Annotated in this window: 13 protein-coding genes; 12 read left to right on the top strand and 1 reads right to left on the bottom strand. The window is 41.1% G+C overall.

Features of this window, described 5'->3' with window-relative positions; all coding sequences use genetic code 11:
- Positions 1–52 precede the first annotated feature (52 nt).
- From MHB38_RS11055 to MHB38_RS11000, 12 genes are all read left to right on the top strand, one after another.
- Positions 53–1,204: a D-alanyl-D-alanine carboxypeptidase family protein gene (locus MHB38_RS11055; RefSeq protein ID WP_099496582.1), complete on the top strand. Its 1,152-nt coding sequence runs from the start codon at positions 53–55 to the stop codon at positions 1,202–1,204.
- Positions 1,192–1,779, top strand: a complete 588-nt coding sequence (locus MHB38_RS11050) for a nucleoside recognition domain-containing protein (protein ID WP_341003406.1) — start codon at positions 1,192–1,194, stop codon at positions 1,777–1,779. Before MHB38_RS11055 ends, MHB38_RS11050 begins: the two co-directional genes overlap by 13 nt.
- 4 nt (positions 1,780–1,783) lie before the next feature.
- Positions 1,784–2,320, top strand: a complete 537-nt coding sequence (locus tag MHB38_RS11045) for a spore maturation protein (protein WP_017359781.1) — start codon at positions 1,784–1,786, stop codon at positions 2,318–2,320.
- A 134-nt stretch (positions 2,321–2,454) separates the two neighbouring features.
- Positions 2,455–3,189 carry a 23S rRNA pseudouridine(2605) synthase RluB gene (gene rluB / locus MHB38_RS11040; RefSeq protein ID WP_007501012.1) on the top strand — a complete coding sequence of 245 codons (735 nt, stop codon included), beginning with the start codon at positions 2,455–2,457 and terminating at the stop codon, positions 3,187–3,189.
- 90 nt (positions 3,190–3,279) lie between these two features.
- Positions 3,280–3,810 carry a thiol-disulfide oxidoreductase ResA gene (resA, locus tag MHB38_RS11035; RefSeq protein WP_017359780.1) on the top strand — a complete coding sequence of 177 codons (531 nt, stop codon included), beginning with the start codon at positions 3,280–3,282 and terminating at the stop codon, positions 3,808–3,810.
- A 1-nt stretch (position 3,811) separates the two neighbouring features.
- Complete coding sequence (resB, locus tag MHB38_RS11030; RefSeq protein WP_100325358.1) at positions 3,812–5,491, top strand: cytochrome c biogenesis protein ResB; 1,680 nt, start codon at positions 3,812–3,814, stop codon at positions 5,489–5,491.
- Positions 5,475–6,653 (top strand): c-type cytochrome biogenesis protein CcsB, encoded by a 1,179-nt coding sequence (gene ccsB / locus MHB38_RS11025; RefSeq protein ID WP_017359778.1) that lies wholly within the window; start codon positions 5,475–5,477, stop codon positions 6,651–6,653. The genes resB and ccsB overlap by 17 nt, the downstream gene beginning before the upstream one ends.
- Before the next feature lie 86 nt (positions 6,654–6,739).
- Complete coding sequence (locus tag MHB38_RS11020) at positions 6,740–7,462, top strand: response regulator transcription factor (protein ID WP_003215596.1); 723 nt, start codon at positions 6,740–6,742, stop codon at positions 7,460–7,462.
- Positions 7,459–9,240, top strand: a complete 1,782-nt coding sequence (locus tag MHB38_RS11015; RefSeq protein ID WP_008344481.1) for an ATP-binding protein — start codon at positions 7,459–7,461, stop codon at positions 9,238–9,240. Before MHB38_RS11020 ends, MHB38_RS11015 begins: the two co-directional genes overlap by 4 nt.
- 202 nt (positions 9,241–9,442) lie before the next feature.
- The gene (gene sigX / locus MHB38_RS11010) at positions 9,443–10,003 is read left to right on the top strand and encodes an RNA polymerase sigma factor SigX (protein WP_007501006.1); all 561 of its coding nucleotides are present in this window, start codon (positions 9,443–9,445) and stop codon (positions 10,001–10,003) included.
- On the top strand, positions 9,963–11,069 hold the full coding sequence (locus MHB38_RS11005; protein WP_050827362.1) for a hypothetical protein: 1,107 nt from the start codon (positions 9,963–9,965) through the stop codon (positions 11,067–11,069). The genes sigX and MHB38_RS11005 overlap by 41 nt, the downstream gene beginning before the upstream one ends.
- Before the next feature lie 100 nt (positions 11,070–11,169).
- Positions 11,170–11,817: a M23 family metallopeptidase gene (locus MHB38_RS11000; protein WP_008344486.1), complete on the top strand. Its 648-nt coding sequence runs from the start codon at positions 11,170–11,172 to the stop codon at positions 11,815–11,817.
- 33 nt (positions 11,818–11,850) lie between these two features.
- On the opposite strand, the gene serA is transcribed toward MHB38_RS11000, so the two are convergent.
- The gene (serA, locus tag MHB38_RS10995) at positions 11,851–13,425 is read right to left on the bottom strand and encodes a phosphoglycerate dehydrogenase (protein ID WP_008344488.1); all 1,575 of its coding nucleotides are present in this window, start codon (positions 13,423–13,425) and stop codon (positions 11,851–11,853) included.
- Between the last annotated feature and the right edge of the window lie 159 nt (positions 13,426–13,584).

The following is a 13,584-nucleotide window of genomic DNA, read 5'->3' as shown; positions in this document are numbered from 1 at the left end:
CTTTTTCAGCCGCGCATACACTTGTACAAAACGGACAAGGACGTGAATGAACATGCCCTATTTAAAAATTGGAACAGCAGTCCTTCTTCTATTGACACTCTTACTGCCTTTTTCCTCACACGCTCAAGCAGACATTTCATTATCGGTGAGTGCGAGAAGCGCCATTTTAATAGATGGACAGTCAGGCAGAGTCCTATTTGGAAAGGACGAGCACGAAAAAAGAAGAATCGCCAGTATCACAAAAATTATGACGGCTGTATTAGCCATTGAATCAGGAAAAATGAACGACATGGTCAAAGTGTCAAAACGTGCGATTCAAGCGGAAGGTTCTTCGATTTATTTAAAGGAAGGACAGAAGGTGAGCTTAGAAGACTTGACATACGGGCTCATGCTGCGCTCTGGAAATGATGCAGCTGTTGCCATTGCAGAACATGTTGGTGGCAGCTTAGAAGGCTTTATTTTTATGATGAACCAAAAGGCCTCTGAACTAGGCATGGAGAATACGAATTTTCAAAATCCGCATGGACTCGATGATCATAAAAACCATTATTCATCAGCTTATGATATGGCAATCTTAACGAAATACGCCATGAAGCATCAGCAATATCAAAAAATTGCCGGTACCACCTTTTATAAAGCAAAAACAATCGAAGGTTATTGGAAAAACAAAAACAAGCTGCTCACTGGTTTATATCAATATTCGACTGGAGGGAAGACAGGATATACAAAACTTGCAAAACGCACGCTTGTCTCCACAGCTGCAAAAGGAGATGCTGCGCTCATTGCTGTGACGATTAATGCACCGGATGATTGGAAGGATCACATCTCAATGTTTGAGTATGCATTTGATCACTATAAAACGTATGTGCTTGCTGAAAAAGGCAGGCTCGCTTCGTTAAAAGGGACTTTTTACGAAAAAAAAGCGTTTATTAAGCGGGATGTGGACTATTTTTTAAATGAAGATGAGAAAAAACTAGTGGAAATCGAAACGGAAATGCTGACGCCTGAAAAGAAATGGGAGAAAAACAAAGAAGCGATCCCAGATATAGTAGGGAAAATGACGTTCTTACTGGATGGTCAGGTGATTGAGCAAGTCCCCATTTTTTATGAAAACAAACGCAACCGAATGCCTCAAAAAAGCTTTCAAGAAATGTTTAAGTCTGTCTTTCAGACATCGATAGGCGGATCTTCATGGTCAATCTGATCTGGGTATTCCTCACGGTCATCGGTCTTGTCTATGCAATGTTTAACGGAACGATGCATGAAGTGAATGAAGCGGTCTTTAAAGGATCAAAAGAAGCGGTCACCATTTCAATAGGGCTGATTAGTGTTCTTGTATTCTGGCTAGGATTGATGAAGATCGCAGAAGAAGCGGGGTTGTTACATTTCTTTAGTAAATTATGCCGGCCCTTTATCTCAAAACTATTTCCTGAGATTCCTGCGAATCATCCAGCGATGGGGTATATTCTGTCCAATCTCATGGCAAATTTCTTTGGCCTTGGCAATGCTGCCACTCCACTTGGGATTAAGGCGATGGAGCAGATGAAAGCATTAAATGGCGGAAAAAATGAGGCGAGCCGGTCTATGATCACTTTTTTAGCAGTCAATACATCTTCTATCACACTTGTGCCAACGACTGTCATTGCCATTCGTATGACCTATGGCGCAGATCAGCCAACAGATATTGTAGGCCCAACCATTTTGGCGACACTTATTTCAGGTATCGGTGCGATTATAATTGATCGCTATTTCCACTATCGCAGAAGCAGGCGGGGGTGATCTTGTGGCATTTATTAACTGGCTGTCACTTGCTTTGATTCCACTGATCATCGCAGGAATATTGATTGCAGGGACGATTAAAAAAGTACCGACGTACGAAACATTTGTAGAAGGCGGGAAAGAAGGCATTCAAATTGCCTTTTCAATCATTCCATATTTAGTCGGTATGCTAGTCGCCATTACGATTTTCCGTGCATCAGGGGCACTTGACTTTGTCATGGAGTTATTAAAACCTGTGTTTACAGCGATTGGTGTTCCTACAGAAGTGGTGCCGCTTGCGCTTATTCGTCCTATATCAGGAACAGCGGCGCTTGGTATGACATCAGACTTAATTGCGACTTATGGTCCAGATTCTTTTATCGGCAAGCTTGCCGCCGTTATGCAAGGGTCAACGGATACGACCCTTTATATTTTAACCGTCTATTTTGGAGCAGTTGGTATTAAAAAAATGGGAGATGCACTGAAAGTGGGGCTGCTTGCAGACCTGATTGGGATCATTGCATCGATTATTATCGTCAGTTTGTTATTTAGCGGCGCCTAATCAGGTGCTTTTTTTATTTCGTGGATGGAAAACAGCTTTTTTGTTGAAATTAGACAGATGAAACGCTTATTTTTCCACGAATGCTTGTTTGTTTCAAGCCAAGCAAGTAAGATAGTACATGAGGTGAAAGACAAATGGAACGTTTACAGAAAGTAATTGCCCATGCCGGCGTCGCTTCTAGACGAAAGGCTGAAGAATTAATTAAAGAAGGACGAGTTACCGTTAATGGTGAAACAGTGACAGAGCTCGGAGTAAAGGTGGGCTCTTCAGATAAAATTGAAGTCAATGGCTTAAAGCTTGAAAGAGAAGAACCGGTTTACTTTATGCTTTATAAACCGCGCGGCGTCATTTCAGCTGCCGAGGATGATAAAGGACGCAAAGTCGTGACAGACTTCTTTGATGATGTTCCGCAGCGTCTGTATCCAATCGGCAGGTTGGATTATGATACGAGCGGTTTAATTTTGATTACAAATGATGGCGAATTTGCCCATAAGCTCATGCATCCGAAATATGAAATTGATAAAACGTATGCAGCGAAACTAAAAGGCATCCCTTCAAAAGAATTGCTTAGAAAGTTAGAAAAAGGAATCATGTTAGACCATAAAAAAACAGCACCTGCCCGTGCCAAAATGCTCTCGATTGATAAACGAAAGCAAACTTGTATTGTGCAATTAACCATTCATGAAGGCAGAAACAGACAGGTTCGCCGCATGTTTGAAGCAATCGGCCACGACGTTTTAAAACTCAAAAGAGAGCAATATGCTTTCCTTCATATTGAAGGCATGAGACCAGGAGATCGCAGAGAATTGACGCCGCATGAAGTAAAACGTCTGAGAGCGATTGCGGATCATGGGAAAAGCGCTTTTTAATTTTCACATAAACTTCAAAAAATGAAGAAGCATCAAAAGAAGGAGAATGCTATAATTTACCTGAATGTCTATGGGGAAGGGGTACTTCAGATGAAGAAAAGACGATTTTTCATACGGACGGGCATTCTCCTCGTGATGCTTGCTGCACTATGTTATACGATGTATAACTCAGTATTTGCCAAACAGGATCAAATCAAAGAAGGATCTATTGCGCCTAACTTTGTCCTTCAATCGGTAGATGGGGAACGGATTGAACTAAAGGACTTAAAAGGCAAAGGCGTCTTTCTCAATTTTTGGGGTACATGGTGCGGTCCATGTAAGCAGGAATTCCCTTATATGGCAAATCAGTATGAAGTGTTCAAGGATCGCGGTGTCGAAATTGTTGCCGTAAATGTGGGGGAATCCAATATTGCTGTGAAGAACTTTATGGATGCTTATGGCGTGAATTTTCCTGTTGCCATGGACAAAGATCGTCAAGTGACAGAGGCATATGATATTACGCCGCTGCCAACCACATTTTTAATTAATCCTGAAGGCAAAGTAATCAAAGTCATAAAGGGGACGATGACAGAACGTAATGTCTATGAATATATGAATTTGATTAAACCAAAGGGGTCATAGAATGAAAGAGGTAAAGTGCGAGTGTGGACATATTAATCCAATCGGTACTGTTCTATGTGAATCATGCGGGAATCCCATTGCAGCAAAAGAGAAAAATTCATCAAAGCTGCTTGATATGAGATATGACGGCAGTGCAAGACGCTCGCAAACATACAACAAAACGATTGTTGATAAAGTATGGAACTTTTTTTCTTCCGTAAAAGTGGGTGTGTGGCTCATTGTCATCACACTGTTAGCTTCTTCGCTAGGAACTATTTTTCCGCAGGAGCGGTTTATTCCGCCAGGTGCATCAGCTTCCACTTATTATGAGGAGCAATATGGGTCGTTTGGCAAGTTATATTACATCCTTGGATTCCATGATCTTTATAATTCTTGGTGGTTTTTAGCCCTTGTCGCATCTATCGGAATTTCCCTTGTGATTTGCAGCCTTGATCGAGTGATTCCACTTTATCGCGCACTCAAAAATCAAGGGGTTGTCAAAAAAGAAGGTTTTATGAGAAGGCAGCGTCTTTTCAGCGAAACAAACCAAACATTAGATCAACATACATATGAAGGCATCGTTAGTAAAATGAAACAAAAGCGTTACCGCGTAAGAGAAGAAGATGGACATATTTTAGCTGAAAAAGGCCGCTTTTCCCGCTGGGGACCTTACGTCAATCATATTGGATTAATTATATTTCTCATTGGCTCCATGCTTCGGTTTGTCCCGGGAATGTACGTGGATGAAACATTATGGGTAAGAGAAGGCGAAACGGCACCAATCCCAGGGACGGGAGGCCAATACTTCTTAAAGAATAATGCGTTTTCAATTGATCGCTATGAATCTGAAAAAGAAAAAGAAGTCTTTGAAAATGCGATTGAAAAGGCTGGCGATGGTCAAGTCGTCAAAAGTTATAAAACCGATGCCGTTTTATATAAACGTGAAGGGGAAGTTGTTTTTGGTGAAAAGCCAAAACTGAAGCAGGTAACAGAACACGATATTAAAGTGAATGAACCGCTTAAGTTTGACAATTTCTCATTATATCAAGTGGATTTTAAACAAAATGAACTCGATCAAATGGTCTTTCAGCTGATTCGAAAAGATACTGAGAAATCTTTCGGAACAGTGAAGATTAATCTGCTGGAGCCTAAGTCAGAATATGATCTTGGTAGCGGTTACAAAGTCAAGGTGATGAGTTATTTGCCTGATTTTTATTTTGACGAAGATGGCACACCTAGTACGAAAACGAGGAATCCGAATAATCCTGCGTTCGTATTTGAAATGATCTCTCCTGAAAAACCAAAAGGTGAAAAAAGTTTTGTCGCGATTCAAGAGACAGTAGAGGGTTCTGATAACAATCTTTATAAAATGAAATTTGACCGGGTTGAAACAAAAAACGTGACAGGTTTAACGGTTCGAAAAGACTTAACACTCTGGGTACTTATTGTTGGTGGAATGATCTTTATGATTGGTGTCGTACAAGGGATGTACTGGCAGCATAGAAGAATCTGGCTGTCGGTAAAGGATGGAAAAGTGTTTGTGGCAGGACATACAAACAAAAACTGGTTCGGCTTAAAGTCTGATCTCAAGGTGTTACTGCACGGCAGTGGCATCAAACAGCCAGTGGATCAAAAAGAACTGCCTGATACAACAAGTATCAGCAAAAGCAAGGGGGAAGGATTAGATGGCGGCAGTCAGTGAAAACCTGTTATTTGCAGCTTTTCTATTGTATTTAGCGGCAGTTCCTTTTTTTGGAGGGGCCATTAAAGGAAAAAAGAAAGAAGAGGGTCCGCGCAAAAACAAGGCGGCACTTATCGGCATAACGCTCACCATCATCGGTTTTTTGAGTCAATTTGGCTATTTTATTTCAAGGTGGATCGCGTCTGGTCACGCACCAGTCAGTAATCTGTTTGAATTCACCACAGCCTTTGGCATGATGCTGGTGCTCGCATTTATTATTTTATATTTTGTCTATCAAGTGTCTGTGCTAGGTTTATTCACACTTCCAATCGCTTTATTAATCATTGCTTATGCAAGCATGTTTCCATCGGATATTTCACCGCTGATTCCTTCACTTCAAAGTAATTGGCTATATATTCACGTCACGACAGCAGCGCTTGGTCAAGCCATTTTGGCGATCAGTTTTGTGGCAGGTGTGATTTTTCTTTTGAAGCATGTCGATCAAACAAAACCGGGGAAGAAAACCTTTGGCTTAGAGCTGGTCATGTTTATGATTGTGGTCACCCTTGCATTTATCGCTGTCACGTCCATTTTTAGAATGACAGGGTATGAAGCGAAATTTAATTGGGTAGATAAAAATAAAGAAGAGAGCGTCATGGTCTATGAGCTGCCTGCTTTAGTAGGACCTCATAAAGGAGAACTTATCACAAAAGATCGTTTAGAGCCTGTAGTTGATCTGCCGCCTGTTTTTTCAGGTAGAAAGGTGAATACAGTGCTGTGGTCATTTGGCGTTGGGCTGATTATTTATGGACTGCTAAGATTGATCATTCGCAAACGACTAAGTGCGCTGCTTCAGCCGCTCGTAAGACAGGTGAATCTCGATTTAGTCGATGAAATTGGATACAGGGCTGTTTCCATTGGTTTCCCTGTATTTGCGTTAGGCGGCCTTATTTTTGCGATGATTTGGGCGCAAATTGCATGGACGAGATTCTGGGGATGGGACCCGAAGGAAGTGTGGGCTTTAATTACATTTTTATTTTACGCCGCCTATCTCCACCTTCGGTTATCAAGGGGCTGGCATGGTGAAAAGTCCGCTTGGCTTGCTGTAATCGGATTTGCGATCATTATGTTTAACCTCATCTTTGTCAACCTAGTGATTGCGGGGCTTCATTCTTACGCGTAATCGCATGAAAAAGGCCAACTTTTATGATTCAATTCGGCTTTTTGTTAAAATGTATGTAACAACGGAGAAAGCAGGAGGATTGTCTAATGGAACACACAACTCAAACGAAAATATTAGTCGTCGATGATGAGGCAAGAATTCGTCGCCTTTTAAAAATGTATTTAGAACGGGAAAATTATGAAATTGATGAAGCGGAAAATGGGGATGAAGCCATTCAAAAAGGACTTCAAACCGATTATGACCTCATTTTGCTTGATTTAATGATGCCTGGGACAGATGGGATTGAAGTGTGTAATCAAATCCGAGATAAAAAAGCCACACCAATTATTATGCTGACAGCAAAAGGTGAGGAAGCTAACCGTGTGCAAGGCTTTGAGGCAGGAACGGATGATTATATCGTCAAACCTTTCAGCCCGCGTGAAGTGGTTCTTCGTGTGAAAGCACTGTTAAGAAGATCGTCTCAAACGTCATACCTTAATACTGGAACAACCACAAAAGATGTTCTCGTGTTTTCTCATCTATCTATTGATCATGATGCACACCGGGTCACAGCAGATGGAAAAGAAGTCAGCCTCACGCCAAAAGAATACGAACTTTTGTACTTCTTGGCAAAAACGCCGGATAAGGTCTATGACAGGGAAAAGCTTCTCAAAGAAGTGTGGCAGTATGAATTCTTTGGGGATCTGAGAACAGTGGATACCCACGTCAAAAGGCTTCGCGAAAAACTAAATAAAGTGTCACCAGAAGCAGCGAAAAAAATCGTGACAGTATGGGGTGTCGGGTACAAATTTGAGGTCGGCGCTGAATGAAGCTGTGGAAAAGTGTCGTAGGAAAGCTATGGTTAACCATTCTTTTCCTCGTGCTCATTGTTTTATCGATTTTAACTGTGCTTCTTTTAGAGTTCATTGAGAATTACCATGTGGAAGAAGCAAAGTCTGATTTAACACAAATGGCCAACAAAGTAGCAGTCATTTTAGAAAGCCATGAGGATCAATCACTTGCAAGATCGATTACATCAGAACTAGCTGATAAATTGACAAGTATCGCGATTGTTCAAGAGGATGGACTAGAATGGTATTCGTCTGAAAAAGGCGGGAAGCTTCCTGCGATCACAAAAGAACAAATTGAAGCAGACAAAGATTTGAACAAAGCACTGACACAACGAAAAAAAATCAGTAAACGAGCTGAATCTGATACAGGCAATCAGAAGGATGAACGCATTGTAGTAGGTGTTCCTTACGAGGCGAACGGAAAGAAAGGGATGGTTTTTCTTTCTCAATCCCTTCTTGCTGTAGAGCAGACAACAAAACATACGACGCGTTATATCTTCCTCGCAGCCGGAATTGCGATTGTGCTGACAACAATTTTCGCTTTCTTCTTATCCACTCGTGTCACCTATCCTCTCAGAAAGATGAGAGAGGGAGCACAAGATTTGGCGAAAGGAAAATTTGATACAAAGATTCCTATTTTAACGCAAGACGAAATTGGGGAACTGGCGATCGCCTTTAATCAAATGGGCAAGCAGCTTAAATTTCATATAACCGCTTTAAATCAAGAAAAAGAACATTTGTCCAACATTCTCAGCAGTATGGCAGACGGTGTCATCACGATCAATATTGATGGAACGATCCTCATGACAAACCCTCCTGCAGAAAGATTCTTGCAGGCTTGGTATTACGAGCAAAATATGAAGATCAAAGATGGGGATGAACTGCCGCCAGAAGCGCGTGAATTGTTTCATACTGCCGTCAGTACGGAAAAAGAGCAAATGATCGAAGTCACGCTGCAAGGGCGTACTTGGGTTCTTCTTATGTCTCCGCTTTATAACCAGCAAGATGTCAGAGGGGCGGTTGCGGTGCTTCGCGATATGACAGAAGAGAGAAGACTGGATAAGCTAAGAAAAGACTTCATTGCAAATGTCAGCCATGAACTCCGCACACCTATTGCTATGCTGCAGGGCTACAGTGAAGCGATTGTCGATGACATTGCCGGATCAGAAGAGGAAAAGAAAGAGATTGCCCAAATTATCTATGACGAATCACTTCGAATGGGGCGTCTTGTGAATGATCTTCTCGATCTCGCGCGTATGGAAGCTGGTCATATTACACTGAATCTTGAATCAACTGATACAGAAGAGCTGACTGAAAAAATCTACCGTAAATTCCTTGGAATTGCGAAAGAAAAACAAATCAACCTGACGTATGAAATTCAAGTAGAAGAACCGTATTTTGTATTTGATCCAGATAAAATAGAACAGGTTTTTACAAATCTCATCGATAATGCCATTCGTCATACACCTGAAGGCGGAGAAGTTCACTTCTCAGTTCAATCGGTGGAAAATGGGCTCAAGATGGATGTGAAAGATTCGGGAAGCGGCATTCCTGAAGAGGATCTCCCATTTATTTTTGAACGGTTCTATAAAGCAGATAAAGCAAGAACAAGAGGACGTTCCGGTACGGGGCTGGGCCTTGCGATTGTGAAGAACATCGTAGAAGCGCATCAAGGCTCCATTCATGCACATAGTAAAGCTGGAACAGGTACTCACTTCACTTTCTATATTCCGAAAAAAAAGCAGGAACTCGTCTAATCTTGACGAAGAATCTTGTTACATGAGAAACACTTCTTTTCGAAAGAAAACGAAGTGTTTTTTCTATTTTCATATTTTTAAGGAGAAGTTAAACAAAAAGCCCTTTCCAAATTGTCGATCTTGTAATATATTTGTCATAAAGTTGTAATGTAACGTTTTGTGAGAGTCACTCGACAAAAATAAGTGAACGGAGGGGTTTCCTATGCATGAAACCTTTCAAAAAATATATGATTCGTACCATCAAGATTTGTACCAATTTTTATTTTATATGGTAAAAGATAAAAATCAGGCAGAGGATCTCGTGCAGGAGGTTTACATTCGGGTACTTCACTCATATAAAACTTTTGAAGGAAGAAGCAGCGAGAAAACATGGCTGTTTTCAATTGCAAGGCATGTGGCAATTGACTGGTTTCGCAAACAGCAAACCATCAGACAACGGGTGCTCGGCACGTTTGATTGGGATAAACAGGATGTAAAAGATCCAGACCTGCTCCCAGATGAATTGGCTGTACAGGATGAAAATATCAAAGAAATTTATGCCGCACTTGATCATTGCACCATTGATCAACGAGCCGTCATCATTTTAAGGTTTATCCAAGGCTACTCAATCATGGAGACGGCCAAGGCGCTAAAGTTCTCGGAAAGCAAAGTCAAAACAACGCAGCACCGAGGCCTGAAAGTGCTCCGAAAACATATGGAGCTTTTGAAGGAGGAGCTAGTGAATGAAAACGAACAGGTCCAATTGGAGCGAAGAACGAATTAAAGTATTACTCAGTCAGCTTCCAAAGGTGGAGGACAACCGTTCATCTAAGCAGATTTACCAGCAAATGCTGATGGCAAGCGGGAAGAAAAAGAAAAGTGCCAGATGGATCGGTCCAGCGGTCGCAACCGTTGTGGTCTTATTTATGGCGTTTTTGATTTCTCCTCATTTATTTCAGCCGGCTGCTCAAGATATAAAGAAAGTGAAAATGGACTCGAGTGCTGAAAAAGGACAGGTGAATGCTACATTAGAGGCGGTAAAAAACACAAATGATCCTTCATATGTTGCTTATGCATCTGACAAAGAAAAGTATATGACGATTTCATACATAGATGAATCGACTTCTCAAGTTGTCCCAATCAGTATTCAAAAAGAAAATAAGCATGACGATGTGCAGGCGCTTCTTGATACATATGAAAAACTGGAGCTGCCTGAAATGACAAAACCTCTTCAAGCCTATATGGATATGGTGGATGTGAGTGAAAAAGGGGATACACTGATTTTTCAGCTGAAAAATGATTTGTCTCTTGATACATTAAAAGAAGCCAACCGTTTTAAAGACATGGTAAAAGAAACGTTAAAATGGAGCCAATATAAACAAGTACAGGTCAAGTCTGTCAATGGCTCGCACCTTCAATTAGGGACGAATGGCCGTCTAGGTACCATTTCAATTAATAAACAAACAAAGCACGCTTACTACGTTTTAGAAAATAAGAGCGGGACATTTTTGGTGCCCTCAAAAGATGATTATCCTTCTTATAAAGATGCGGTAGAGGCGATGAAGCGGGCGAATGATGCAGGACTCGATCCACTCATTAAAGAAGAGCCTATTCAAAAGGTGACATCAAAAGGAAAACATGCAACCATCACGTTTGGAGCATCAGCACAATTAACGGACTCAATCGATCATATTTTACTTATTGAAGGACTGCTGCTCACAGCGAAAGATTTCGGTTTTACAGATGTCACGATACAAAATGCAGGAACAGATCAAGTAGGCCCATATGAATTAAAAGAACCGCTAGAGGTACCGGCACTGCCAAACCCAGTTGTTATCAAAGAACGCTGAAGGACGCAACTTATTGCGTTCTTTTTTCATGTATAGAAAAGGGCTTCCTTGAGGTATACTAAGCTGTCATGAAAAGAACTTCAAAGAAGGGAAGTCACTGATGAAAAGGTATTGCTACATATGTGCTAGCTGTTTCTTGTTCTTGACCTTATCACCGTTTGCCCATGCAGAGAAAACAACCGAGTGGGTGGAACCAATCAAAGGTGAAGTCACTGATTTGTTTGGGACAAGAGGTGGTTCGCATAAGGGGTTAGACATTGCTGCACCAGAAGGAGAATCCATTTTTGCTGCAAGCGAAGGTGTGGTTACTCGTTCCTATGTATCTGCTACTTATGGAGAAGTTGTATTTATTCGGCATCCAAATGGATATGAAACCGTCTATGCGCATTTAAATGCGCGTTTTGTAAAGAATGGTGACCATGTACAAACAGGGCAGCCGATCGGCATCATAGGCAACACAGGCGCTTCTAGGGGCACTCATTTGCATTTTGAGGTGCACAGGGGGAATTGGTCAGTTAGTAAAGAAGATGCAGTAGATCCGCTCACAATCATTGCAAGAGATCGTTTCCAAGAGCCAGCCCTTCATGTAGATGGATATGAGAAACATACATATGTCATACAACGAGGGGACACGCTCTGGTCCATTGCTAAAGCACATCAAATGACCGTTGATCAATTGAAGAAAATCAATGCACTGACAAAGAATCTCATACGTACAGGTGAACGTTTAATCGTTTCAACAAAATAAACCTCATGCAAAAGCATGAGGTTTACCATTTTTTTATAGGTCAATCAGACGTACAGAAAGAATATCGCTCACTTTAGTTAACGTTTGGACAATTTCATCTTCAAGGTGCTTGTCAAAAGAAAGCATCATGATGGCTTCGCCGCCTTTTTCTTTACGGCCTACTTGCATTGTCGCAATGTTCACATCGTGGTCGCCTAAAATCTTTCCAACTTGACCGATCACACCAGGTGCGTCAGTATGCTGAATATAGACAAGGTGCCCATCTGGGTAAAAGTCAATATTGAAACCATTAATAGAAACGACACGTTCACCTAGATGCGGGATATACGTTGCTTTTAATGTAAAGGTGGAAAGGTCACCTTTGACTTCAATGGAAATGCTGTTCTCATAGCCAGATTCGCTTGAAGAAATTTTCTCGCTAAAGCTAATGCCGCGTTCTTTTGCCACCATACCAGCATTGACTTCATTTACAGTCGAATCGACACGCTCTTTCAAAAAGCCAGAAAGCAGACTTTTTGTAATAAATGATGTTTCGAGTTTTGCGATAGATCCTTCATATGAAATGCTGACTTCTTTTACAGGTTCTCTCATCGATTGAGAAACAAGACGTCCAAGTTTTCCTGCAAATTGATGATAAGGCTGGATTTTTTTGAACTCGTCTTTTGTCATCGCTGGTAGATTAATAGATGACATGACCGGGAGTCCTTTTGCAAATTGAAGAACTTCTTCAGAGACTTGTGCCGCCACATTTAATTGTGCTTCTTTTGTAGATGCACCAAGATGCGGAGTGGCAATGACGTTTGGATGATCCACAAGTGGATTCTCAGTAGGTGGTTCTACTTCAAATACATCGAGTGCAGCCCCTGCGACATGACCATTTTCAAGTGCTTCAAGAAGGTCTCGTTCGTCAATGATGCCGCCGCGTGCACAGTTCACTAGACGAACACCTTTTTTCGTTTTTGCGATTGTTTCTTTATTGAGAAGTCCTCTAGTTTCTTTTGTTAAAGGTGTATGTACCGTAATAATATCTGATACTTCAAGCACTTCATCAAGTGATTTTGCATTGACACCAATTTTTTCGGCACGTTCTTTTGTGAGGAAAGGGTCAAATACGTTGACCGTCATGCCAAATGCTCTTGCACGCTGGGCGATTTCACTTCCAATTCTGCCTAAGCCAACAATCCCAAGAGATTTTCCGTAAAGCTCAGCACCGACATATGCGCCTCTGTTCCATTCTTTTGATTTAACAGAAATATTCGCTTGAGGAATATGACGCATGAGAGATGAGATCATCGCAAACGTATGCTCTGCCGTTGAAATCGTATTTCCATTTGGTGCATTGATGACAATCACACCGTGTTTTGTTGCTTCATCAATGTCAATGTTGTCGACTCCCACACCGGCACGGCCAACAATTTTTAATGAAGTCATTTTTTCATAAAGTTCTTTTGTTACTTTTGTGGCACTTCTGACAAGTAAGGCATCAAACGTGTGTAATTCATCTTCTGCTTCTGTTACATTTTTTTGAACAATTTCAACAAAATCTGATTCTAATAGTGGTAAAAGACCATCATTGCTCATCTTATCTGAGACTAATACTCGAAACATCGTAAGATTTCCTCCTAAAATAAACGTCATAAATATCTGATAATTTACCATATTCCTTTTCACTGTGTCAATCAAATTAAAGCAGTAAAGCGAAAAAGAAAACACGAACATTTTTTAGTGTCTTGATCAAGAATGGACACCTTTAAACAAAAGATAACC

Source organism: Bacillus sp. FSL K6-3176, assembly GCF_038003325.1.
Taxonomy (GTDB): Bacteria; Bacillota; Bacilli; order Bacillales; family Bacillaceae; genus Bacillus; species Bacillus altitudinis.
Note: the sequence above shows the minus strand (reverse complement) of the source record. Positions and strands in the feature narration are given on the sequence as shown.

Coding starts and splice junctions, on each gene's coding strand:
- MHB38_RS11055 (WP_099496582.1), top strand. CDS start 53: ATGCCCTATTTAAAAATTGGAACAGCAGTCCTTCTTCTATTGACACTC.
- MHB38_RS11050 (WP_341003406.1), top strand. CDS start 1,192: ATGGTCAATCTGATCTGGGTATTCCTCACGGTCATCGGTCTTGTCTAT.
- rluB (WP_007501012.1), top strand. CDS start 2,455: ATGGAACGTTTACAGAAAGTAATTGCCCATGCCGGCGTCGCTTCTAGA.
- resA (WP_017359780.1), top strand. CDS start 3,280: ATGAAGAAAAGACGATTTTTCATACGGACGGGCATTCTCCTCGTGATG.
- resB (WP_100325358.1), top strand. CDS start 3,812: ATGAAAGAGGTAAAGTGCGAGTGTGGACATATTAATCCAATCGGTACT.
- ccsB (WP_017359778.1), top strand. CDS start 5,475: ATGGCGGCAGTCAGTGAAAACCTGTTATTTGCAGCTTTTCTATTGTAT.
- MHB38_RS11020 (WP_003215596.1), top strand. CDS start 6,740: ATGGAACACACAACTCAAACGAAAATATTAGTCGTCGATGATGAGGCA.
- MHB38_RS11015 (WP_008344481.1), top strand. CDS start 7,459: ATGAAGCTGTGGAAAAGTGTCGTAGGAAAGCTATGGTTAACCATTCTT.
- sigX (WP_007501006.1), top strand. CDS start 9,443: ATGCATGAAACCTTTCAAAAAATATATGATTCGTACCATCAAGATTTG.
- MHB38_RS11005 (WP_050827362.1), top strand. CDS start 9,963: ATGAAAACGAACAGGTCCAATTGGAGCGAAGAACGAATTAAAGTATTA.
- MHB38_RS11000 (WP_008344486.1), top strand. CDS start 11,170: ATGAAAAGGTATTGCTACATATGTGCTAGCTGTTTCTTGTTCTTGACC.
- serA (WP_008344488.1), bottom strand. CDS start 13,425: ATGTTTCGAGTATTAGTCTCAGATAAGATGAGCAATGATGGTCTTTTA.